A 21,470-nucleotide genomic window follows, 5' to 3' on the forward strand; every position below is an offset into this window, starting at 1 on the left:
GGGGCGCACGGTCAGGACCGTGAACCGTGAGGTCATCGCGCCCTTGCTGCCCTGCCGCCAGGTCACCTCGGTGAACCGGCCGGCACCGGCCTGCGCGGCGAGGACCGAGACGGCTCGCGGCGCGGTGCGGTAGCGGGGCAGCGTGGGCGGACCGAGACCGCCGTAGGCGGGCCGGTACGGCTCGGAAGCCTCCGGGGGGCGACTTCCTTCCCGGTCAGAGCCAGGACATAGGACAGCCCCCGCTCCTCGAGACCGATACGGAACGGGGTGCTGACCCCGTAGCCGGCATCGGCGACCACCACCGGCGCCTTCAACCTCCACTCGGTGAGCGTGTCCAGCAGGCCGAGCGCCAGACGCCACTTCTCCTGGTGGGTGACGTCGTCGGGGACTCCTGCCCTGCGGCAGCGGTCCGGTTCGTCCGTCCACTCGCGCGGCAGATACAACCGCCAGTCCAGTGGCAGGACGCGGTGTCGGTGGCGGCATGGACGCTGACCGCGACCTGGCAGTTCGCCCGTTTCCCGACCGCTCCGCAGTACTGCCGGGCCACCCCACCGACGCGGTGCCGCACCTGGGGAACGACACGTCGTCGATCACCCACACCTCGGGGCGGATCACCTCGGACAGCCGCTCGGCGATCCGCCGCCGCACCGGCAGCGGATCCCACGGCGACTGGTTCACGAACTGCTGCAGCGCCTGCATGTTCCCGTCCGGCAGCCGCTCGGCCGTCGACTGGACCGACTTGCGCCGGCCGTCCAGCATCAGCCCCCGCAGACAACACTCGCCCCACCACCGCTGATCCCGCCGCGGCATGGAGGCGAACACATCGGCAACGAACCCCGATGACTCACCCCGGAGCCGTTCCGCCTCCCCAGCCTCACACCAGCAAGATGCCCACCACCCGCCGTGATCACCCGGCGCAACGAAGCACTGCTAGGCAGCCGGTCCCCGAGGCTCCTTGCCGCCGTCGCCGGCGTCCCTGTCGTCGTCGACGATCTCCGCGTCGACCACCCCTTCCTCCTCCTGCGGCGCGGTGTGCCGCTCGCCGCCCGCCGCAGCGCCCGGTTCCTGTCCGGCCTGCGCGTACATCGCCTGGCCCATGCGCTGGCTGACCGTGGCGAGTTTCTCGACGCCGTCCCGCAGGGCGGGCGTGGCGGCGTCGCGCTCCAGGAGGGACTTCAGGTCGGCGACGGCCGACTCGACCTCGGAGCGGACCTCGGCGGGGACCTTGTCGCCGTTGTCCCGCAGAAACTTCTCCGTCTGGTAGACGAGCTGCTCGGCCTGGTTGCGGGTCTCGGCGGCCTCCCGGCGTGCGCGGTCCTCCTCGGCGTACTGTTCGGCCTCCCGCATCATGCGGTCGATGTCCTCCTTGGGCAGCGCCGAGCCGCCGGTGACGGTCATCTTCTGCTCGCGGCCGGTCGCCAGGTCCTTGGCGGAGACGTGCATGATGCCGTTGGCGTCGATGTCGAAGGCGACCTCGATCTGCGGGACGCCGCGCGGGGCGGGCGGCAGGCCGGTGAGGTCGAAGGTGCCGAGCTTCTTGTTGTAGGCGGCGATCTCCCGCTCGCCCTGGTAGACCTGGATGCCGACCGAGGGCTGGTTGTCGGTGGCCGTGGTGAAGATCTCCGAGCGCCGGGTCGGGATGGTCGTGTTGCGTTCGATCAGCTTGGTCATGATGCCGCCCTTGGTCTCGATGCCCAGGGACAGCGGGGTGACGTCGAGCAGCAGGACGTCCTTGACGTCGCCGCGCAGCACGCCCGCCTGGAGAGCCGCGCCGACCGCGACGACCTCGTCGGGGTTGACGCCCTTGTGCGGGTCCTTGCCGGTGAGCTCCCGCACCAGCTCGGTGACCGCGGGCATGCGGGTGGAGCCGCCGACCAGGATCACGTGGTCGATCGCGGAGAGTTCGATCCCGGCGTCCTTCACCGCCTGGTGGAAGGGCTTCTTGCACCGCTCCAGCAGGTCGGCGGTCAGTTCCTGGAACTGGGCGCGGGTGAGCTTCTCGTCCAGGTGGAGCGGGCCCTCGGCGGAGGCGGTGATGTAGGGCAGGTTGATCGAGGTCTCCGTGGCCGACGACAGCTCGATCTTCGCCTTCTCGGCGCCCTCGCGCAGCCGCTGCACCGCCATCTTGTCCCGGGCCAGGTCCACGCCGTACTGGCCCTGGAACCGCTTGACGAGGTACTCGACGACCCGCTGGTCCCAGTCGTCGCCGCCGAGGTGGGTGTCGCCGTTGGTGGCCTTCACCTCGATGACGCCCTCGCCCATCTCCAGCAGCGACACGTCGAAGGTGCCGCCGCCCAGGTCGAAGACGAGGACGGTCTGGTCGTTCTCCTTGTCCAGGCCGTACGCCAGCGCCGCCGCCGTCGGCTCGTTGACGATCCGCAGCACCTTCAGGCCGGCGATCTCCCCGGCCTCCTTGGTGGCCTGCCGCTGGGCGTCGTCGAAGTAGGCGGGGACGGTGATCACCGCGTCGGTGACGTCCTCCCCGAGGTACGCCTCCGCGTCCCGCTTCAGCTTCTGCAGCACCCGGGCGGACAGCTCCTGCGCCCGGTAGCGGGTGCCGTCGACCGAGCCCTGCTCGGGGAAGCGCCAGTGCGCGTCACCCATGTGCCGTTTCACGGAGCGCGCGGTGCGCTCGACGTTCGTCACGGCCTGCCGTTTGGCGACCTCCCCGACCAGGACCTCGCCGTTCTTCGCGAAGGCCACGACCGAGGGGGTGGTGCGGGCCCCTTCCGCGTTGGCGACGACCGTGGGCTCACCGCCCTCCAGGACGGCCACCACCGAGTTCGTGGTTCCGAGATCGATACCGACCGCACGTCCCATCGCTGTCCCCTTCCGCCAGGGCGGATTCCCAGAACTCCAGCACAAAACTTGAGTGCCTCGTTGTCAATGCCGCGGAGGGGGCGCGCGTCGCGCAGGCTGCCCCGCGGGCGGCCTGCGCGTCGCGGTGTGCGGGCGGGCGGTCAGGCGAGCTTCGCGGTCAGCGTGATCGGTACGGCCTTCAGGGCCTGGCTGACCGGGCAGTTGGCCTTGGCGTCCTCCGCGGCGGCGGTGAAGCCGTCGTCGTCGAGGCCGGGGACGGTGCCCTCGACGGTGAGGTGGATGCCCGTGATGCCCTCACCCGGCTGGAAGGTGACGTCGGCCGAGGTGACCAGCTTGGTGGGCGGGGTGCCGGCGCCGGACAGGGCGTGCGACAGGGCCATGGAGAAGCAGCTGGAGTGGGCGGCGGCGATCAGCTCCTCGGGGCTGGTCTTGCCGCCCGGCTGCTCGGCGCGCGACGGCCAGGACACCGGCTGCTGGCCGATGCCGGAGGAGTCGAAGGTGACGACGCCGTTCCCCTCGAGCAGGTTGCCTTCCCAGACGGTGTGTGCGGAACGCGTGGTTGCCACGTTTCTTCCTTTCGGGTGGATCCCGTTGTGCCCCTTGCGGGGTTTCCCGCACCATCCGATCACATTCCGGCTCAGCGCACGTGAAAGACCGGCCCCCGGGCGCCGAACGGCAGCCGGACCCCCTGCGGGATCAGGCAGGCGTGCTCGCGCCGCACCCGCGGGGTGTCGCACCGGCCGTCCGTGATGATCGGCACGAGCCCGTCCCGGGGCCCGCCCCTCAGGCCGCCGTCCGCTGCCGGCGGGCCGCCATCACCGCGTAGACGAGGACGCCCGCGAACAGGAACAGCACGCCCTGGTAGACCGCCGCGTACCCGGCGCCCGCGACGAGCCACATCGAGAAGGCCGCGGCGACGGCCGCCACCACGGCGTCCCGGACCAGGCGCCGCCGGTCGACCAGGTCGCCCCGCCCCGAGACGAGGTGGAAGATCTGCGCGGCGGTGGCCAGCAGGTACGGCACGGTCGCGGTGAAGGTGGTGACGAGGACGAGGACCTCGAAGACCTTCGCCGAGCCGGCCGTGTAGTTGTAGACGGTCAGCAGCGAGGCGAGGACGACGGTGACGCCGACGCCGACGGTGGGCACGCCGCGCCGCTTGCGCGCGAACGCGGCCGGGAAGAGCCCGTCCTTCGCGGCGGCGTACGGGGTCTGGGCGCTCAGCAGGGTCCAGCCGTTGAGGCAGCCGGTGATCGACACGAGCGCCGCCAGTGCGACGGCCCAGCCGCCCCAGGTGCCGCCGAACATGGTGTTCACGGCGTCGGAGAAGGGCGCGGTGGACTCCACCAGGCGGTCGTGGGAGACCGTGCCGAACACCGACAGCGTGCCCAGCAGGTAGACGAGGGCCGCGCCCGCGGTGCCGATGACGGTGGCCAGGCCCACGGTGCGCCGGGGGTTCTTCACCTCTCCCGCGCTCACGGCGGCGGACTCCACGCCCAGGTAGGAGAAGAGCAGGATCGCGGCCGACGCGGAGACCGCGCCGGTCAGGCTGCCGCCGCCGGCGTGGAAGGGGCCCAGGTTGTCCGGGTCGAAGAAGAACAGCCCGCCGAACGCGACCAGCAACAGCGGCGCGAACTTCAGGACGGTGGCGACGAGCTGGACGGCGCCCACGTAGCGGGTGCCGGCGAAGTTGGCCAGCGCGGGCAGCCACTGCACGACGAGCGCGGCCAGGCAGGCGCTCCAGCGGTGGTCGTTCACCGGGATCAGGACGTCGAGGTAGCCGACGGCGGCGACCGCGAGGGCCGCGTTGGAGACCCAGGAGGTGATCCAGTACGCCCAGGCGGCGAGGAACCCGGCGAAGTCTCCGAAGGCCTCGCGGGCGTAGACGTAGGGGCCGCCGGTGCGCGGATTGCGCTGGGCGAGCCTGCCGAAGACCAGCGCCAGGGCGATGGCCCCGACGGTCAGGACGCCGAAGGCGACCAGGCTGACCGTGCCGAACGGGGCCACGGAGGCCGGCAGCAGGAAGATGCCGCCACCGATGATGTTGCCCATGACCAGGGCGGTGGCGACGGGCAGCCCGAAGCGGCGGGCGTGCTTGTCGTGGCCGGTGGTGGGGGCCGCGGGGGTCTCCTGCGGGGCCGGAGCCGACGGGGGGACGGTTCCGGTGACGTGCATGGGGTGGTGCGCCTCTCGTCGAACTGGTGCCCGGGATCGCCGGGACGGCGCCCATGGTCCGGCATGCTCCGAGGCGGCGCCAAATCACGCGCTTTTGTTCTGCGGTCCCCCGTCCGGCACCGCAAAAGATGCGTCCTCATGGGCCTCGGGCCGGGAATCGTCCAGCAGCACCTGCGGGCCGTTCGCCTCGCCCAGCCAGCGGCGCAGCACCCGGTGCACCTGCTCGGCGCCGACCAGGTGCGCGCCGTCGGCGACCGGCGGGGAGAAGACGGCCGGGGCGAGCAGGAAGGCCCGCGACTGGGCGCCGCCGAGTCCGCCGTGGGAGCCGATCTGCTCCTCGAAGGCGAGGACCTCGCCGTCGACGGGGTCGTGGAAGGAGTTGACCATGATGTCGGCGGTGTGCGGGAAGGAGTGGGTGCGGCGCACGGCGTCGGCGGCGCCGGGCCCGAACACGGCGAGCGGGCCGGGGTCCTCGTCGAGGCGGTCCAGGGGGATCTCCACGCCCCGGGCGCCGAGCACGACCCCGCCGTGCTTCTCGCTGGCCACCAGCAGGAAGCCGATGCCGGGGTGGTTGGCGAGGGTCGGCAGCAGCGCGGGGTGGCGGGCGTCGATCTCCTCCTTGGTCATCCGGTGCCCGACGTCCGGGAAGGAGACCAGGCCCAGGTTGCCGGAGGCGAGCACGATCGGCTCGGAGCGGCGGCCCGCGGGGCGGTGCTCCTCGCCGCCCTCCTCGACGGGGCGGCGCAGGGCGGCGCGCACCGCGTTGCGGGCCTCGGCGCCGCTGCGGGTGCGCCGGGCCCGGCGCGGCACGGGCAGCCCGCAGCCGGCCCGCACCAGGTCGCCGAGGGTGAGGCCGTAGCGGGAGCGGAAGGTCTCGCCGGGGCTCTGGCCGTGGTCGGACAGGACGACGATCCGGTAGGGGCGGGGGGCGTGCTCGGCGACCTTCTCGATCAGCGCGAGGGCGCGGTCCAGTCGGGTCAGGACCTTCTCGGCGTCGCGGCTCGCGGGCCCGGAGTGGTGCGCCACCTCGTCGTAGGCGACCAGGTCGGCGTAGACGGCGGTGCGTCCGGCGAGCATGTCGCCCATGACCGCGGCGACGACGACGTCCCGCTCGACGACGGTGGCGAAGGCGCGGACGAAGGGGTAGAGGCCGCCGCGCGAGACCCGGGGGCGCTCCTTGCGCAGGCGGGCGCGGGTGGACTGGCCGATCTCCCGGCCCACCTCGGCGGCGAAGGACATCGCGGTGCGCACCGCGTTGGCCGGGTCGGAGAAGTAGGCGAAGTAGCCGGCCCGGGAGCGGTTCTCGCGGCTGCGGCGGCGGGTGGCGATGGACAGCACCAGGGCCTGCTCGCCGGCGCCGCCGCTGAAGAGGTTGCCGCGGCTGGCGCCGTCGACGGCGAGCAGCCCGCCGTGGCCGGCGTCGGCGGCGGCGCGGGCCTGGAGCAGGGCGGCGCTGGCGGGGCGGTTGCACACCATCACCTCGCCGCGGTCCTTCTCGTACCAGCGGAAGGCGGGGACGTCGTGGTTGCTGCCGTGCAGGATGCCGAGCTGGCTGGCGCCGGTCTGGCTGGACCAGTCGGTGCGCCAGGGGACGATCCGGTGGGTGGCCGGGCGGCCGTCGCCGCCGTCCAGCCAGCGGGCGACGGTGGGCATCAGGCCCTTGCCGACGGCGTCCAGCAGCGCGTCGTGGCCGACGCCGTCGAGTTGGACGAAGACGGTGCCGGGGGTGGCGGGGCAGGGCGGTCCGGCCCGTCGCCGGCGGCGGTCGGCCAGGCGGTACAGGCGGCGCCGGTAGGCGTCGTCGTCGCGCACGGCGAGCGCGGCGCCGGTGGCGGAGGCGACGGCGGACATCACGGCGGCCACCACCACCGCGGTCTCCGGGGCGACACCGCCCCGCGCGGCCGGGTTCAGATGCAGCGCGAGCAGCAGCAGGGCGCCGTTGAGGAAGAAGACCAGCAGCCCGAGGACGAGCGCCGGGACCAGGAGCAGCAGCCGCACCAGCAGCGGCCACACCAGGGCGGACAGCAGGCCGAAGGCGCCGGCGCCGGTCGCGGCGGTGACCGCGATGGTGGTGGCGCTGTCGCCGTCGGCGGACTGCAGCTGGAAGTCCGGCAGGATGCCGGCCAGCGCCAGCATGGTGACCGTGGAGACGGCCCACACCGCGACACTGCGCCCGATCTGGCCGGCTGCCCCGCGCCAGCGCCCCTGGCCCACGCTCAGTACACCTCACGTCCCGGCCCGTCGTCGGCGCGGGCCCCTCCCCACCTTGTCACAACGGTCCGAAGAGCCTTTTCGTCCCCCCGGGTCCGGTTCCCGGCCGGCTTCCCGCCCAGGGGGGCGCCGCTGCCGCGGCGGCGGTCAGCGTCCGTCGTACCCGGCCGTCGGCATCGACAGCCGGCGGTGCACGCGGGCCTTCATCTCGGCGTCGTAGGCGGGCTCGGCCTGTCCGACCGTCTCCACGCGCACCCCGCGCCGCGCGCACTCCTCGGTGAACTCCTCCACGGACGACAGCGCGCTCTCCAGCACCCGGCGGCTGGGCGCCACGAACAGGTCGGCGCCCGGGCGCACGCCCTCCCACAGGGCGTCGTGGTCGGGCCGCAGGCCCCGTACCAGCAGTTCCCTGGTGACGACGTAGCCGTGCTCGGCGGCCCAGCGGGCGCACATGGCGTGCTGGCCGCGGGAGTCCACCAGGAAGGGGTCGGCGTCCAGTTCCTCCAGCGGCGTCAGACTCGCGATCGCCGTCACCCTGACCGGCCTCATGGCGTCCCCCTACCTCCGGTTACCCCCGCCGACCCTACCGCTGGTCGTAGGCTGCGGGGAGTCGCGCGAAGGAGGCATGGAGGTGCCGGTGGAGGTCACCTGGTGGGGTCACGCCACCTGCACGGTGGAGGACTCGGACATACGTGTGCTCACGGATCCCCTGTTCGCCCGCCGGCTGGCCCACCTGCGCCGCCGGCGCGGCGCCCTGCCGCCCCCCGAGGCGTGCCGCGCGGACGTGGCGCTGGTGTCGCACCTGCACGCCGACCATCTCCACGTGCCGTCGCTGGCGCGGCTCGCGCCGGGCACGCGCCTGCTCGTGCCCCGGGGCGCGCCCCGGGCGGTGCCGGGGCTGCGCCGGCTGCGCCATCTGCGGGTGAGCGAGGTGGCGCCCGGCGACGTGACGACCGTCGGGGACCTCGTCGTACGGGCCGTACCCGCGCGGCACGACGGGCGGCGGCTGCCGATCGGGCCGCACCGCTCCCCCGCGCTCGGCTTCGTCGTCGAGGGCGAGGCCCGGACGTACTTCGCGGGGGACACCGGCCTGTTCGACGGGATGGAGAAGGAGGTCGGGCCGGTCGACGTGGCGCTGCTGCCGGTGGGCGGCTGGGGGCCGTTCCTCGGGGAGGGCCATCTGGACGCGGGGCGGGCGGCCGAGGCGCTGGCGCGGCTGGCGCCGGGCAGCGCGGTGCCGGTGCACTACGGCACGTACTGGCCGATCGGGATGGACGCCGTGCGCCCCCACGAGTTCCACGCGCCGGGGGACGACTTCGTGCGCCTGGCGGCGCTGCGCGCGCCCGGCGTGGCGGTGCACCGGCTGGCGCACGGGGAGAGCGTGCGCCCGGAGGTCGCCCGGTGACGTGGCTGGCCGCCGCCTCGACGACCGTGCCGCCGGAGACCACGCAGCAGGCGCTCGGCTATCCGTCGCTGTTCCTGCTGGTGCTGATCGGGGCGCTGGTGCCGGTGGTGCCGACGGGCGCGCTGGTGAGTTCGGCGGCGGTGGTGGCCTTCCACCAGACGGCGCCGCCGTTCTCGCTGGCGCTGGTGTTCGTGACGGCGTCGCTGGCCGCGTTCCTCGGGGACGTGGCGCTGTACTGGCTGGGGCGGCGCGGCATGGGCTCGAAGAACGGCTCGCGCTGGCTGGAGGCGATCCGGGCGCGGGCGCCGGAGGACCGGCTGGCGCAGGCGCAGGAGAAGCTGGCCGGTCACGGCGTGGCCGTGCTGGTGCTGTCGCGGCTGGTGCCGGCGGGCCGCATCCCGGTGATGCTGGCCTGCCTGATGACGCGGTGGCCGCTGCGCCGTTTCGCCCGGGGCAATCTGCCGGCCTGCCTGGCCTGGGCGGTGACGTACCAGCTGATCGGGATTCTGGGCGGCTCGCTGTTCGAGGAGCCGTGGGAGGGCGTGGCCGCGGCGGTCGCCCTGACCGTGCTGGTCAGCGCGGCGCCGGGGGTGTGGCGGCGGGTGCGGGGCACGGCCGGGGCCTAGGGGGCCGTGCCCCGCACCCGCCGAGGCTCTGGCCGGCTGTGCCGCTCGCCGTGGACGGTGGACGGTGAGCGATGCCGTGGAGCATTGCGCGGCGTGAGGCCGCCGGGCCCGTGCGCAAGTGCGCGGAGGGTCGCGGGGCCCTCGCCCGTGAGCGGAGGGTCGCGCGCGAGGGTCCTCGCCCGTGAGCGGCCGGGCCGGGTCAGTCGAGCACCCGCGATCCTCCCACCGGCAGGTCCCACAGGTCCTCGCGGGGCAGGCCCGCCCGCTCCCAGGCGGCGCGGACCCGGGTGAGGGGTTCGAGGACCGGCTCGGCGGAGAGCACGAACGTGCCCCAGTGCATGGGGGCCATGCGGCGGGCGCCGAGGTCCTGCGCGGCGCGGACCGCCTCCTCCGGGTCGCAGTGGACGTCGCGCAGCCACCAGCGGGGGTCGTAGGCGCCGATGGGGAGCAGGGCCAGGTCGATGCCGGGGTAGCGGCGGCCGATGCGGGAGAACCAGTGGCCGTAGCCGGTGTCGCCGGCGAAGTAGACGCGCTGTCCGTCGGGGGCGGTGAGGACCCAGCCGCCCCACAGGGTGCGGCAGGTGTCGGTGAGGGTGCGCTTGGACCAGTGGTGGGCGGGGACGAAGTCGAAGCGGACCCCGTGCAGTTCGGCCGCCTCCCACCAGTCCAGCTCGGTGACGCGGGTGAAGCGGCGGCGGTGGAACCAGCGTCCGAGCCCGGCGGGCACGAACACCGGGGTGTCGCGCGGGAGGCGGCGCAGCGTGGGGGCGTCCAAGTGGTCGTAGTGGTTGTGGCTGATGACGACCGCGTCGATGTGCGGCAGGGCGTCCCAGGCGACGCCGACGGGGGTGATGCGGGCGGGTGTGCCGAGGATGCGGCGGGACCAGACGGGGTCGGTGAGCACGGTCAGCCCGCCGATGCGCACCACCCAGCTGGCGTGTCCGGCCCAGGTGACGGCGACGGTGCGGGCGTCGACGCGGGGCAGCGGACCCGGTGCGTACGGCAGCCGGGGGATGTCGGCGAGACCCTCGGGGCCGGGTCTGACGGCGCCCTCGCGGGCGAACCGGGCGAAGGCCCTCAGGCCGGGCAGCGGGGCGGTCAGCCGGTCGTGGAACGTGCGCGGCCACACGCGGTGTTCGGCCGGCGGGCGGGGCTCGGCGAGCGGCGGGAACGGATCTGCCGGGGATGACGTGGCCGCCTGGGCGCCGGTGTCCCGGGCGGGCGTGCTCGTGATCGTCGTGGCCGTGGTCGGCTCGGGCTGCTGCGTCATCGAGGAGGCTCCCATCGCTGAGCGTCGCGGAGGTCGTCGAAGACCGACTTCAAAGTGATCAACGCGCGTTGCACCTGCGGCAGTTCCAACGGCGCGGGTGAGGTGAGGCATTCCGCGCGTTCGCCGTCCGTGGTGCCCAGGAGGGGGCCGGTGGACAGCCGTACGCGCAGGGCGCCGAGGTCGTCGCCGAAGCGGTGGCCGCCGGGTGCGGGCATGCCGAGCCGGGCGGTCAGGAAGTCCTCCAGGTCCTGGGCGTCGCCGACGCCGTGCCCGGCGAGGGCGCCGCGCAGCGGGCCGAGGTCGGCGTACAGGTGGCGTCCGGCCCGCGGGGGCCGGGCGAGGGCGCCCGCGGCGGTGACGGTCCGGTGCGCGGCGGCGGCCACGCGCGCGTGCAGGCGTACGGCGGCCGTGCGGTGCCCGGTGACCGGCTCGGGTTCGGTCAGGGCGTACCCGGCCGCGGCGGCGACCGGCGCGGCGACGCGGGCGTCGAGGGCGGTGAGCACGTCGAGCACGCGCGCGTGGAGGCCGTCCCCGGCGGCGGACGCGGGGAAGCGGGCGAGGGCGGCGGGCCAGCCGGCCGGCAGCAGGGCGCCGGTGAGGTCGGTGACGACGGTGACTCGCTCGGGCAGCATCTCGGCCGGGCTGAGCAGCACCGTGTCGTGGGGGTCGTGCAGGGTGTCGCGCCAGGTCTCGTCACTGACCAGGTGGAGGCCCTCGCCGGTGGCGGCCTCCACGGTCTCGTGCAGCAGCTCGGGCGGGGCGACGGTGGCGGTGGGATCGTCGGCGACCGACAGCACCAGCAGGCGGGGGTCGCCGCCCTCGGCGCGGACCCGGCGCACGGTCTCCAGCAGGGCGTACGGGTCGGGCACGCCGCCGCACTCGGCGGGCGTCGCGACGTGGAAGGCGGGCCGCCCCAGCAGGCGGGCGTACGGCCCCCACCAGGCGGCGCACGGGCGCGGCACGAGGACGTCGCCGTCGAGCGCGGCGGTCAGCGCCAGCAGCAGGGCGGGGGTGCCGGGCGCGGCGGCCACGGCGCCGGGTTCGCAGGACAGTCCGCGCCGGGACCAGTAGCCGCAGGCCGCCTCCCGCAGGGCGGGGCCGCCGCCGACCGGCTCGCCCGCGGTGCGGGACGCCGCCGCGGCGAGCACGCCGGACAGTTCGGGCGGCACGGGCAGCCCGTCGCCGGGGAGCGGTGGCCCGTAGCGGACGGGGCCATGGCCTTCGGGGGCCGTCCGCCGCATGCCTCACCTCCGCGCTGTCCGTGGTGCGTGACGTGGCTCTCCGCCGCCCCGCGTGCTCCGTGGCCGTCGGTCCGGTGAGCGACCTCGGGCTCTGAGTACCCACGGGGGCGCCCTGTCATGGGTCGTGGGACGCGTTGTGCGGATCACAGTGCCGGTGGGGCCGGGTGGTCCGGTCAGCGGTTCCCGTGTCCCCGGAGTCCTCGGTTCCCCCGGTGTCCCCCCGCGCGCAGCCGGTGTACGGCGGCGGCCATCGCGCCCGCCGTCAGGACGCCGCCGGCGACCAGCGCGGGCACGGAGCCGGTGAACGCGCCGCCCTGCCCTGCCCGCACTCCGCGCGGCACCCCCGCGCCGCCGCAGGGATCGCCGTGCGGTGGGGTGGGAGGGACGGGGGTGACGGGGATAGCGGGGGTGGTGGGGCAGGGGCGGGCGGTCCCGCCGACACCGCCGACGCTTCCGGTGTTTCCGGTGCCGCCCGAGCCACCGATGCTCGCGGTGCCACCCGTCTCGCCGGTGCTCCCGGTATTCGCGGTGCCTCCTGTGCCCCCGGTGATTTCGGCGCCGCCGAGGCCGCCCGTGTCGCCCATGTCACCGGTGCTGCCCGTGCAGGATCCGCCGTCGCTCTCGCCCCCGGGACACGGTTCCTCGGCCGCCATGGCCGTATCGTCCGGTTCCGCGGCCTCTCCGAGCGGCTCCTCTTCCCCGCCGGGGAGCTCCGGTTCCGCGGCCTCCCCGAGCGGTTCGCTCATATCGGCGACATCACCCGTATCACCCACATCACCTGTCTCCAAGGCCTCCTCTGCCGGCTCCTCCGGTTCCGCGACGTCCTCGGCCGGCGGCCCGTCCGGCACCCCGGGTTCCGCGGCGAGCACACCCGGTACGGCGGCGGGTCCCGCGGTGGCGGTCGCGGCAGGGATGCCCAGGGCGGCGCCGGCCAGGACGGCGGCGGAGAGGGCGCGGGCGGTGCGGCGCATGGGGCGGGCTCCTTCGAGCGGCGGCTGCGGGGGGCACGTCGCTCGCGCCCCCGTTCCGCCATCACAGCCCGCCCGTCACCGGCCCGCGCGCGGCCGGGCACCATTCGCGCGACGGCGCCGTCCGTTCGGGTGAGACCGGATTGTGCGGATGTCCGTGCGAAGGCTCACGCGATCTCGCGCATCACCTGCTCCCGGACCCGGGCACAGCACCGGGTGATCAGGCGGGAGACGTGCATCTGGGAGATGCCGAGCCGCTCGGCGATGCCGCTCTGGGTCATGTCGTCGAAGAACCGCATGTAGAGGATGGCCCGTTCGCGCTCCGGCAGGGCGGCCAGGCCCTCCCTGACGGCTTCGCGGTCGACGACGGTGTCGAGGGCGGGGTCGGGTCCGCCGAGGGCGTCGCCGAGCGAGCGGCCGTCCTCGGCGCCGGGAAGCTCGGCGTCCAGGGACAGGGCGGTGAAGCTCTCCAGGGCCTCCAGGCCCGCCCGGACGTCGTCCTCGCTCAGACCCGCGTGCTCGGCGATCTCGGCGACGGTGGGCCGGCCGCCGGAGACGGTCCCGGACAGGTCCCGGGAGGCGAAGCGGACGCGGTTGCGCAGGTCCTGCACCCGGCGGGGCACGTGCAGGGTCCACAGGTGGTCGCGGAAGTGGCGCTTGATCTCGCCGGTGACGGTCGGCACGGCGTAGCTCTCGAAGGCGTGGCCGAGGCCGGGGTCGTACCGGTCGACGGCTTTGACCAGGCCGAGGGCGGCGACCTGGCACAGGTCCTCGTGGCTCTCGCCGCGGCCGCGGAACCGTCCGGCGAGCCGTTCGGCCATGGGCAGCCAGGCTTCGACGATCTCGGCGCGCAGCTCGTCGCGCCGCGGGCCGCCGGGCAGCGCGGCGAGTTCGCGGAGGGCGTCGGCGGTGTCGGGGGCGTCGTCGTGCGGGTGGCGCTGCGCGCGGGGCGGGGTCGGCATGGTGCGTCGCAACTCCCTCGGAGTGCGGGGCCCTGCCGTCACGCCTGCCGGTGACCCGGCCGGGGCGACCCCGCGGAGCGAGCCGCGGCCGCGTGCCAAAGGTCACGGCACCGGTGCGGCGGCACGGCCCGTGGGGCGGACGGTCACCGTGGGAGCGCGTGCGGGGATCCGGACGGGCCAAGAGCCCCGAACAGAAGGGGAGTCCGATCAGCTCGCGGCGTCCGGTGCGTGCGATCGCAAGGCGCCGGAGCGCCCTCGTGGCGGAGCCATGTGGGCGTTTCGGCAACGCGGCGAGCGTGCGTGCCAGGCGTCGCGAGCCGGACTCCCCTTTCTGTTCGGGGCTCTGAGACGCCGGGGCGGCGCGCGCCGTGCCGCTCCCACGGACGTGCCTGCTGTCCGAAGCACTGGGGTGCACCTGCCCAGGCCCTCGGCCGGCAAACGCCCCGGCAGGTTTTCCGGGATCGCGTCCGGTGACTCGTACGGCTGCCGCCGAGATCGCCCCCGTCGGCCGGCACTCCACCGGCCGGCGCGACGCTCCGTCGGCCGGCACCCCGTCGACCGTCATCCGAACCACCCACCTCCTGGAGGTCCGTACATGAGCACCAAGGTCTCCGACCACGTCCTGCAGCGGCTGCGCGCCTGGGGTGTCGACCATGTGTTCGGCTACCCGGGCGACGGGATCAACGGTCTGCTGGCCGCCTGGGGCCGGGCCGGTGACCAGCCCCGTTTCGTGCAGTCCCGGCACGAGGAGATGTCCGCCTTCCAGGCGGTCGGGTACGCCAAGTTCAGCGGCCGGCTCGGCGTGTGCGCGGCCACGTCGGGGCCGGGCGCGATCCACCTGCTCAACGGGTTGTACGACGCCAAGCTCGACCACGTCCCGGTGCTGGCGATCGTCGGGCAGACGCACCGCACGGCGATGGGCGGCTCCTACCAGCAGGAGGTGGACCTGCACACCCTCTACAAGGACGTCGCCTCCGAGTTCGTGGAGACCGTGACGGTGCCCGAGCAGTTGCCGAACGTGCTGGACCGGGCGATCCGCACCGCGTACGCGCGCCGCTGCCCCACGGCGGTCATCATCCCCGGCGACGTGCAGGAACTGGACTACTCGCCGCCCACGCACGCGTTCAAGATGGTGCCCTCCAGCCTGGGCGGCGGCGCGTGGACCTCGGTCCCCTCCGAGGAGTCCGTGCGGCGGGCGGCGGAGATCCTCAACGCGGGCGACAAGGTGGCCATCCTGGTCGGGCAGGGCGCGGCCGGGGCGCGGGCCGAGGTGGAGCGCCTCGCGGAGCTGCTCGGGGCGGGTGTCGCCAAGGCGCTGCTCGGCAAGGACGTGATCGGTGACGACCTGCCGTACGTCACCGGGTCGATCGGCCTGCTCGGCACGCGCCCGTCGTACGAGCTGATGCGGGACTGCGACACCCTGCTGACCATCGGGTCCTCCTTCCCGTACTCGCAGTTCCTGCCGGAGTACGGCAAGGCGCGGGGCGTGCAGATCGATCTCGACCCGCACATGATCGGCATGCGCTACCCGTACGAGGTGAACCTCGTCGGCGACGCCAAGGCCACCCTGGAGCGGCTGATCCCGCTGATCGACGGCGAGCGCGGGCGGGAGTGGTTCGAGACGGTGTGCGACAACGTCCGGCACTGGCGGGAGGTGATGGAGCGGCGCGCGGGCCTGGACGCCGACCCGGTCAACCCGGAGTACGTCGCCCACGCCCTGGACCCCCTGCTGCCCGCGAACGCGATCGTCACCTCCGACTCGGGCTCGACCGCGAACTGGTACGCCCGGCACATCACCATGCGGCCCGGGATGCGCGGTTCGCTGTCCGGCACGCTGGCGACGATGGGCTGTGCGGTGCCGTACGCGATCGGCGCGAAGTTCGCGCACCCCGACCGGCCGGTGGTCGCCCTGGTGGGGGACGGCGCGATGCAGATGAACGGGCTCGCGGAAATGATCACCGCGGCGAAGTACCGGGACGCCTGGGAGGACCCGCGGCTGGTCGTGGGCGTGTGGAACAACCGCGACCTGAACCAGGTCACCTGGGAGCTGCGGGCCATGGGCGGCGCCCCGTCCTTCGAGCCCTCGCAGGAGTTGCCGGACGTGCAGTACGCCGCGTTCGCCCGGTCGCTGGGGCTGACCGGCATCCGGGTGGAGAAGCCCCAGGACGTGGAGGCGGGCTGGCGGGCCGCGCTGGAGGCGGACGGGCCCGCGGTGGTGGAGTTCCTCACCGACCCGGCGGTGCCGCCGGTCCCGCCGCACGCCACCTGGGACCAGATGGAGTCCACGGCCGCCGCGATCCTCAAGGGAGACCCGGACCGCGGCGCGGTGGTCAAGCAGGGGTTCAAGGCGAAGATGCAGGAGTTCCTGCCGGGCCGGGAGAAGAAGTAGGCCCGGCGGCGGCCGGGTCGAGGGCGTCGGGCTGCGGCCCGGCGCCCGGGAGCACCAGCTCCTCGTACCGGCCCAGCGCCAGCACCACGCCGAGCATGAGGACCGGGATGAGCACAGCGAACAGCACCGCCATGGTCCGTCCTTCCCGTCAGGGGCGGCGTGGGGGGCGCGGGCCGGGTTCCCGCCGCCCGGCGGGCCAATCCCGCTCGTCGTACGTCCGCACGATCCCGGCCGTACGTCCGCGCGATCCCTGTCGTACGTCCGCACGATCCCTGGCGAAATCGGGCCGGACCCGTCCGAATCCGTGTCGGCGTCCGGTCTTCGGGTACGCGGTGGCCACCCCCGAGGAACTGGAGGGAGACATGCAGCGAGGCAGTGACCGGCTGAGTTTCCACCGCGACGACGAGATGAAGCACGAACTGCAGGGCCTGCTCAGGTCCGGGCACCCCACCCGCAGCGAGGAGTGGCACGACCCGGAGCCGACCGCCGAGGACGACCCGGAGGTCGCGCGCGGCCCGGTGACGCCGAGTCGCGGGCCGACGTACCTGGAGGCGCTCCGGCTGGAGCTGGCCCGGACCCTGACGCGCGGCGCCTTTCCCGCGAACCCGCGGGAGCTGTCCCGCGCCCTGCGCCGCGCCCACGCCCCCGACGCCCTCGTCGAGCGCGTGGAGGAGCTGCCGCACAAGGAGCGCTTCAGCAACGTCCAGCAGCTGGCCCAGGCCCTGACCGGGCCCGGTTCCGCCGGGCGGGCCGGGCCGGAGTAGACGAGGAGAGCCCCGGCCGGGGGCGCCGCGGGCGGCGGGGCCGTCGGCCGGGAAGACCAGGGAGGTTCCCTGCCGATGGCCGAGTTCGTGAAGGACGTGATGACCCCGGGCGTGGTCGCCGTCCGCCCGGACGCCTCGCTCGTCGAGGCGGCTCGGCTGATGCGCTCGCAGAACATCGGCGACGTGGTGGTGGCCGAGGGGCAGGAGGTCGTCGGCGTGCTCACCGACCGTGACATCGCGGTGCGGGCCGTCGCGGAGGGCCTGGACCCGCTGACGGTGGGCGCCGGATCGGTCTGCACCCCCGACCCGCTGGTGGTCGCCCCGGACGACCCCGTGCCGGCCGCGGTGGCACTGATGCGCGAGCACGCGGTGCGCCGGCTGCCGGTCGTGGAGAACGGGCTGCCGGTCGGGATGGTCAGCCTCGGCGATCTGGCCGAGGCACAGGAACCCGCGTCGCCGCTCGCCGACATCAGCCGTGCCGAACCGGATGCCCGGGACACTCGGAACGTCCGGGGCATCCCGGGAGTCCCGGGCGGCACCCCGCCCCCGCCCGTCTGACCAGACACAACGCAACGAAACGGAAGGAACACGGAAACACCATGCGTATCGCTTTCCTGGCCGCGCCCGAAGGCGTCGAGCAGGTCGAGCTGACCGACCCGTGGCAGGCCGCGGTGGACGCCGGTCACGAGCCGGTGCTCGTGTCGACGAAATCCGGTGAGATCCAGGCGTTCGACCATCTCGACAAGGCGGACACCTTCCCCGTGGACGAGGTGGTCGGCGAGACGTCGGCCGGCTCGTTCGACGGGCTGGTCCTGCCGGGCGGGGTGGCCAACCCGGACTTCCTGCGGATGGACGACAAGGCCGTGGCGTTCGTGAAGGACTTCTTCGACCAGGGCCGCCCGGTCGCCGCCATCTGCCACGCCCCGTGGACGCTCGTCGAGGCGGACGTCGTCCGCGGCCGGACCCTGACGTCCTGGCCGAGCCTGCGGACCGACATCCGCAACGCGGGCGGCACCTGGGTCGACGAGCAGGTGAAGGTCTGCGAGGGCGGACCCAACCGGCTGATCACCAGCCGCAAGCCGGACGACCTGAAGGCGTTCTGCGAGACGTACCTCGCGGAGTTCGCCAAGACCGGCGCCAAGACCGGTGCCGAGGCCGGCGGCTGAACCGGCGCACCCGCGCCGGCCACCGCCGCCGCGCACACGGCGCACGGCACACGGCACACGCACGTGGCGCACACGGCACGCGCGGGCCGGACCTCCGCATCGGAGGTCCGGCCCGCGCGTCCGTACGTTCCGGGCCCGGCGCGCCCTCACACGCCGCACGCCCTCACACGCCGCCTGCTCTCACACGCCGGGAGCCGCCGACTCCCCGCAGCCCCGCTCCCGGGCGCCCTCGCGGGTGCGGCCCGCGGCGACCGGGCGGCGGGGGTTGCGGCGCAGCCACTCGCCCTCCAGCTGCGCCATCCGCTCGTTGTGGGCCCGCAGCGCGTCGTTCGAGCCGTACAGCAGAGTGTCGTGCCGCGTGCGGTGGATGGTCTCCAGCTCCTTCATGAGCTGCTGGTCGTCCAGCCGGTCCGGTTCGATCCCGGTCGCGGTGATCTCCCGCTCGTCGTGTTCGTTCATGCGGTCCGGGTACCCGCCCCGTGAGCACTACCACCCCCGAGTGGCATCCGGGAGGGAGCCATGGATCTCGCCTTTCTGCACCCCTTGTACGAACAGCCGGGCCCCTGGGCCTCCGTGTACGTGGATCTGTCCCGGCACGCGGAGGACACCGCCCGCGAGCGGCAGCTGACGGCCGGCGCGGTCGCCCGGGAGCTGGCGGCGCAGGGCGCCGACGAGGCGACCTGCCGGGCCGTGCAGGAGGCGGTGGACGACCTGCGTCACTCCTCCGATCCGCACGGGCGCGCCCTGTTCGCGCGGGCCGGCCGGGTCGTCCTCGACCCGCCGCTGGCCCGCCCCCCGCAGGGCGGCACCACCGCCCACTGGGCGCCGCTGCCGCACGTCTCGCCGCTGCTGGAGCTGATGGGCGAGGACCCGGTGTGCGTGGTGGCGTACATCGACCGCAAGGGCGCCGACTTCGAGCTGCGCAGCGCGCTCGGCAGCAAGGACGCGGGCGGGGTGACCGGCCGGCAGTGGCCGGTCCACCGCACGAGCAGCGTCGACTGGTCGGAGCGCCACTTCCAGCTCCGGGTGGAGAACACCTGGGAGCACAACGCGGCCGAGATCGCCGACGCGCTCGCCGTGTGCCAGGAGGAGACCGGCGCCGACCTGCTGATCCTGGTCGGTGACGACCGGGAGCGGCGGGCCGTGCACGAGCGGCTGCCCAAGCGGCTGCTGCACTGCGTGGTGGAGGCCGGCCGCGGCGCCGGCAGCAGGCTGCTGGACGACGAGGTGGAGCGGCTGCGCACCGAGCACGTGCGCGCCCGGGCCCAGGAGGACCTGGACAAGTTCCTGGCCGCCCGCACCCCGGACGGCGAGGGGCGGGCCGCGGCGGTGGAGGGCGTGCCCGCGCTGGTCGAGGCCGCCCGCGAGCACCGCATCGACGAACTGCTGATCATCCCCGACGCCCCCGACACGCACCGCGAGGTGTGGATCGGCGAGGACCCGGACCAGCTCGCGATGCGCCGTACGGAGCTGAAGACACTCGGCGAGCAGCACTCCTGGTCCGCCCGCGCGGACGACGCCCTGCTGCGCTCGGCGGTGATGACCGGCGCCCCGGCGATCGCGGTGACCCCGGCGCTGCCGCCGGACGCGGCCGAGAAGGCCGACGCCCCGGTGGGCGGCCTGGGCGCGCTCCTGCGCTGGAAGTGAGCGTCCGCCACAGCGCGCTGCGGGTCCGGGCGGCGGATCAGCGGGCCCGCTCCACCCGCCGCTCGTCCCACACCGGCTCCGGCGTCTCGCGGACGCGGCCGTCGCTGCCGAAGACGAGGAACCGGTCGAAGGAGCGGGCGAACCAGCGGTCGTGGGTGACCGCGAGCACCGTGCCGTCGAAGCCCTCCAGGCCCTCCTGGAGGGCTTCGGCCGATTCCAGGTCGAGGTTGTCGGTCGGCTCGTCCAGCAGCAGGGCCGTGACGCCCTGGAGCTCCAGCAGCAGGATCTGGAAGCGGGCCTGCTGGCCGCCCGAGAGCTGGTCGAACGTCCGCTCGGCCTGGGCGGTCAGCTCGTAGCGGCGCAGCCGGGACATGGCGGCGCCCCGGTCCTGGGCGTGCTCCCGCCACAGGATGTCCAGCAGGGAGCGGCCCCGCAGCTCGGGGTGGGCGTGGGTCTGCGCGAAGTGGCCGGGCACGACGCGCGCCCCGAGCTTCCAGCGGCCGGTGTGGGCCACGTCGTCCCCGGCGAGCAGCCGCAGGAAGTGCGACTTGCCGGAGCCGTTGGAGCCGAGGACGGCGACGCGTTCGCCGTAGAAGACCTCCAGGTCGAACGGCTTCATCAGGCCGGTCAGCTCCAGCGCTTCGCACGTGACGGCCCGTACGCCGGTCCGGCCGCCCTGCAGCCGCATCCTGATGTCCTGCTCCCGCGGGGGCTCCGGGGGCGGGCCGGCCTCCTCGAACTTGCGCAGCCGGGTCTGGGCGGCGCGGTAGCGGGAGGCCATCTCGTCGCTGTTGGAGGCGGCCTGACGGAGCGACAGGACGAGCTTCTTCAGCTGGGCGTGCTTCTCGTCCCAGCGACGGCGCAGCTCCTCGAAGCGGGCGAAGCGCTCGCGCCGCGCCTCGTGGTAGGTGGCGAATCCGCCGCCGTGCACCCAGGCGTCCGCGCCCGCCGGGCCGGGCTCCAGGGAGACGATCTTCTCGGCGGCGCGGGCGAGGAGCTCACGGTCGTGGGAGACGAACAGCACCGTCTTGCGGGTCTCGGCGAGCCGCTCCTCCAGCCAGCGTTTGCCGGGGACGTCGAGGTAGTTGTCGGGCTCGTCGAGCAGCAGCACCTCGTCGGTGCCGCGCAGCAGCGCCTCCAGCACCAGCCGTTTCTGCTCGCCGCCGGAGAGCGTGTTCACCTGCCGCCACTGCGCCCGGTCGTAGGGCACGCCCAGCGCGGCGGTGGTGCACATGTCCCACAGCGTCTCCGCCTCGTACCCGCGCGCTTCGGCCCAGTCGGCGAGGGCCTGCGCGTAGGCGAGCTGGGCGGCCTCGTCGTCGACCGTCATGACGGCGTGCTCGGCGGCGTCGACGGCCCGCGCGGCCTCGCGGACGCGGGGCGGCGCCACGGACACCAGCAGGTCGCGTACGGTCGTCTCGTCCCGCACGGACCCCACGAACTGCCGCATCACCCCGAGGCCGCCGCTCACGGTGACGCTGCCGCCGTGCGGCTTGAGCTCGCCGGCCAGCATGCGCAGCAGAGTGGTCTTGCCGGCGCCGTTGGGCCCGACGAGGGCGACGACGGCCCCCTCCCCCACCCGGAAGGACACATCCCCCAGCAGCGCCCGTCCGTCGGGGAGGTAGTACTCAAGGTGCGCGGCTTCGAGATGTCCCATGGGCAGCGATTGTGGAGAGGGGCGTGCGGCCCGGCAAGCGGTTTTCGCCCGCGTCCGGCCCTTAGCACCCGCACCACCCGCACCACCCGCACCACCCGCACCCGGCATCATCCACGCCCCAAACCGCCGCACCCGGTACCGCCCGCACCCCACCCTTCGCCCCACCCTTCGC

19 protein-coding genes and 2 pseudogenes are annotated in these 21,470 nt (G+C 74.4%); 7 read left to right on the top strand and 14 right to left on the bottom strand.

Going from position 1 to position 21,470, the window contains the following annotated elements; genetic code table 11:
* Positions 1–62: 62 nt before the first annotated feature.
* The 7 genes and pseudogenes from ABZ340_RS32570 to ABZ340_RS32600 all read right to left on the bottom strand — a co-directional run bounded on the left by ABZ340_RS32570 (position 63) and on the right by ABZ340_RS32600 (position 7,752).
* A pseudogene (locus ABZ340_RS32570) lies at positions 63–810 on the bottom strand (IS701 family transposase).
* Between the two features lie 120 nt (positions 811–930).
* Positions 931–2,820, bottom strand: a complete 1,890-nt coding sequence (gene dnaK, locus ABZ340_RS32575; RefSeq protein WP_358785481.1) for a molecular chaperone DnaK — start codon at positions 2,818–2,820, stop codon at positions 931–933.
* A gap of 140 nt (positions 2,821–2,960) precedes the next feature.
* Positions 2,961–3,386 carry an OsmC family protein gene (locus ABZ340_RS32580; RefSeq protein WP_358785482.1) on the bottom strand — a complete coding sequence of 142 codons (426 nt, stop codon included), beginning with the start codon at positions 3,384–3,386 and terminating at the stop codon, positions 2,961–2,963.
* A 71-nt stretch (positions 3,387–3,457) separates the two neighbouring features.
* Positions 3,458–3,580: pseudogene (locus tag ABZ340_RS32585) on the bottom strand (hypothetical protein); the annotation flags it as partial.
* Between the two features lie 23 nt (positions 3,581–3,603).
* Positions 3,604–4,992 carry an amino acid permease gene (locus ABZ340_RS32590; protein WP_358785483.1) on the bottom strand — a complete coding sequence of 463 codons (1,389 nt, stop codon included), beginning with the start codon at positions 4,990–4,992 and terminating at the stop codon, positions 3,604–3,606.
* Between the two features lie 84 nt (positions 4,993–5,076).
* The gene (locus ABZ340_RS32595; RefSeq protein WP_358785515.1) at positions 5,077–7,152 is read right to left on the bottom strand and encodes an alkaline phosphatase family protein; all 2,076 of its coding nucleotides are present in this window, start codon (positions 7,150–7,152) and stop codon (positions 5,077–5,079) included.
* A 198-nt stretch (positions 7,153–7,350) separates the two neighbouring features.
* Complete coding sequence (locus ABZ340_RS32600; RefSeq protein ID WP_358785484.1) at positions 7,351–7,752, bottom strand: hypothetical protein; 402 nt, start codon at positions 7,750–7,752, stop codon at positions 7,351–7,353.
* 82 nt (positions 7,753–7,834) lie between these two features.
* On the opposite strand from ABZ340_RS32600, the gene ABZ340_RS32605 reads away from it, so the two are divergent.
* Positions 7,835–8,608: an MBL fold metallo-hydrolase gene (locus ABZ340_RS32605; protein WP_358785516.1), complete on the top strand. Its 774-nt coding sequence runs from the start codon at positions 7,835–7,837 to the stop codon at positions 8,606–8,608.
* The gene (locus tag ABZ340_RS32610; protein ID WP_358785485.1) at positions 8,605–9,234 is read left to right on the top strand and encodes a VTT domain-containing protein; all 630 of its coding nucleotides are present in this window, start codon (positions 8,605–8,607) and stop codon (positions 9,232–9,234) included. The genes ABZ340_RS32605 and ABZ340_RS32610 overlap by 4 nt, the downstream gene beginning before the upstream one ends.
* Positions 9,235–9,433: 199 nt before the next feature.
* Here the strand turns inward: ABZ340_RS32610 and ABZ340_RS32615 are convergent, their stop codons facing one another.
* From ABZ340_RS32615 to ABZ340_RS32630, 4 genes are all read right to left on the bottom strand, one after another.
* The gene (locus tag ABZ340_RS32615; protein WP_358785486.1) at positions 9,434–10,504 is read right to left on the bottom strand and encodes an MBL fold metallo-hydrolase; all 1,071 of its coding nucleotides are present in this window, start codon (positions 10,502–10,504) and stop codon (positions 9,434–9,436) included.
* On the bottom strand, positions 10,501–11,745 hold the full coding sequence (locus ABZ340_RS32620) for an aminotransferase class I/II-fold pyridoxal phosphate-dependent enzyme (RefSeq protein ID WP_358785487.1): 1,245 nt from the start codon (positions 11,743–11,745) through the stop codon (positions 10,501–10,503). Before ABZ340_RS32620 ends, ABZ340_RS32615 begins: the two co-directional genes overlap by 4 nt.
* Positions 11,746–11,918: 173 nt before the next feature.
* Entirely contained in the window at positions 11,919–12,716 is a 798-nt protein-coding gene (locus ABZ340_RS32625; RefSeq protein ID WP_358785488.1) for a hypothetical protein, read from the bottom strand.
* Between the two features lie 164 nt (positions 12,717–12,880).
* Positions 12,881–13,675 (bottom strand): RNA polymerase sigma factor SigF, encoded by a 795-nt coding sequence (locus ABZ340_RS32630; protein ID WP_358785489.1) that lies wholly within the window; start codon positions 13,673–13,675, stop codon positions 12,881–12,883.
* Positions 13,676–14,270: 595 nt separating this feature from the next.
* Between ABZ340_RS32630 and ABZ340_RS32635 the strand changes: the two genes are divergently transcribed.
* A complete protein-coding gene (locus ABZ340_RS32635; protein ID WP_358785490.1) occupies positions 14,271–16,064 on the top strand; it encodes a thiamine pyrophosphate-requiring protein in 1,794 nt (597 codons plus the stop codon).
* Here the strand turns inward: ABZ340_RS32635 and ABZ340_RS32640 are convergent.
* The gene (locus ABZ340_RS32640; RefSeq protein WP_358785491.1) at positions 16,018–16,197 is read right to left on the bottom strand and encodes a hypothetical protein; all 180 of its coding nucleotides are present in this window, start codon (positions 16,195–16,197) and stop codon (positions 16,018–16,020) included. The two genes, ABZ340_RS32635 and ABZ340_RS32640, sit on opposite strands and share 47 nt — an antisense overlap.
* A 229-nt stretch (positions 16,198–16,426) precedes the next feature.
* On the opposite strand from ABZ340_RS32640, the gene ABZ340_RS32645 reads away from it, so the two are divergent.
* The 3 genes from ABZ340_RS32645 (at position 16,427) to ABZ340_RS32655 (ending at position 17,994) form a co-directional block, all read left to right on the top strand.
* Positions 16,427–16,828 carry a DUF2795 domain-containing protein gene (locus ABZ340_RS32645; RefSeq protein WP_358785492.1) on the top strand — a complete coding sequence of 134 codons (402 nt, stop codon included), beginning with the start codon at positions 16,427–16,429 and terminating at the stop codon, positions 16,826–16,828.
* Positions 16,829–16,903: 75 nt separating this feature from the next.
* Positions 16,904–17,386: a CBS domain-containing protein gene (locus ABZ340_RS32650; protein WP_358785493.1), complete on the top strand. Its 483-nt coding sequence runs from the start codon at positions 16,904–16,906 to the stop codon at positions 17,384–17,386.
* Positions 17,387–17,427: 41 nt separating this feature from the next.
* The gene (locus ABZ340_RS32655; RefSeq protein WP_358785494.1) at positions 17,428–17,994 is read left to right on the top strand and encodes a type 1 glutamine amidotransferase domain-containing protein; all 567 of its coding nucleotides are present in this window, start codon (positions 17,428–17,430) and stop codon (positions 17,992–17,994) included.
* Positions 17,995–18,174: 180 nt separating this feature from the next.
* Here the strand turns inward: ABZ340_RS32655 and ABZ340_RS32660 are convergent, their stop codons facing one another.
* Positions 18,175–18,453, bottom strand: coding sequence for a DUF6158 family protein (locus ABZ340_RS32660; protein ID WP_358785495.1), 279 nt, complete (start codon positions 18,451–18,453; stop codon positions 18,175–18,177).
* A gap of 60 nt (positions 18,454–18,513) precedes the next feature.
* On the opposite strand from ABZ340_RS32660, the gene ABZ340_RS32665 reads away from it, so the two are divergent.
* Positions 18,514–19,641, top strand: a complete 1,128-nt coding sequence (locus tag ABZ340_RS32665) for a Vms1/Ankzf1 family peptidyl-tRNA hydrolase (RefSeq protein ID WP_358785496.1) — start codon at positions 18,514–18,516, stop codon at positions 19,639–19,641.
* 37 nt (positions 19,642–19,678) lie between these two features.
* Here the strand turns inward: ABZ340_RS32665 and ABZ340_RS32670 are convergent, their stop codons facing one another.
* Positions 19,679–21,298 (bottom strand): ATP-binding cassette domain-containing protein, encoded by a 1,620-nt coding sequence (locus tag ABZ340_RS32670; RefSeq protein WP_358785497.1) that lies wholly within the window; start codon positions 21,296–21,298, stop codon positions 19,679–19,681.
* Positions 21,299–21,470: the final 172 nt, after the last annotated feature.

Origin of the sequence: Streptomyces sp. NPDC006134, from assembly GCF_040628835.1 — a bacterium.
Taxonomy (GTDB): Bacteria; Actinomycetota; Actinomycetes; order Streptomycetales; family Streptomycetaceae; genus Streptomyces.

Bases quoted from the DNA above. Each gene is read 5' to 3' on its own strand.
- dnaK (WP_358785481.1), bottom strand. From the start codon at position 2,820: ATGGGACGTGCGGTCGGTATCGATCTCGGAACCACGAACTCGGTGGTG.
- ABZ340_RS32590 (WP_358785483.1), bottom strand. From the start codon at position 4,992: ATGCACGTCACCGGAACCGTCCCCCCGTCGGCTCCGGCCCCGCAGGAG.
- ABZ340_RS32600 (WP_358785484.1), bottom strand. From the start codon at position 7,752: ATGAGGCCGGTCAGGGTGACGGCGATCGCGAGTCTGACGCCGCTGGAG.
- ABZ340_RS32615 (WP_358785486.1), bottom strand. From the start codon at position 10,504: ATGACGCAGCAGCCCGAGCCGACCACGGCCACGACGATCACGAGCACG.
- ABZ340_RS32620 (WP_358785487.1), bottom strand. From the start codon at position 11,745: ATGCGGCGGACGGCCCCCGAAGGCCATGGCCCCGTCCGCTACGGGCCA.
- ABZ340_RS32625 (WP_358785488.1), bottom strand. From the start codon at position 12,716: ATGCGCCGCACCGCCCGCGCCCTCTCCGCCGCCGTCCTGGCCGGCGCC.
- ABZ340_RS32630 (WP_358785489.1), bottom strand. From the start codon at position 13,675: ATGCCGACCCCGCCCCGCGCGCAGCGCCACCCGCACGACGACGCCCCC.
- ABZ340_RS32635 (WP_358785490.1), top strand. From the start codon at position 14,271: ATGAGCACCAAGGTCTCCGACCACGTCCTGCAGCGGCTGCGCGCCTGG.
- ABZ340_RS32640 (WP_358785491.1), bottom strand. From the start codon at position 16,197: ATGGCGGTGCTGTTCGCTGTGCTCATCCCGGTCCTCATGCTCGGCGTG.
- ABZ340_RS32645 (WP_358785492.1), top strand. From the start codon at position 16,427: ATGCAGCGAGGCAGTGACCGGCTGAGTTTCCACCGCGACGACGAGATG.
- ABZ340_RS32650 (WP_358785493.1), top strand. From the start codon at position 16,904: ATGGCCGAGTTCGTGAAGGACGTGATGACCCCGGGCGTGGTCGCCGTC.
- ABZ340_RS32655 (WP_358785494.1), top strand. From the start codon at position 17,428: ATGCGTATCGCTTTCCTGGCCGCGCCCGAAGGCGTCGAGCAGGTCGAG.
- ABZ340_RS32660 (WP_358785495.1), bottom strand. From the start codon at position 18,453: ATGAACGAACACGACGAGCGGGAGATCACCGCGACCGGGATCGAACCG.
- ABZ340_RS32665 (WP_358785496.1), top strand. From the start codon at position 18,514: ATGGATCTCGCCTTTCTGCACCCCTTGTACGAACAGCCGGGCCCCTGG.
- ABZ340_RS32670 (WP_358785497.1), bottom strand. From the start codon at position 21,298: ATGGGACATCTCGAAGCCGCGCACCTTGAGTACTACCTCCCCGACGGA.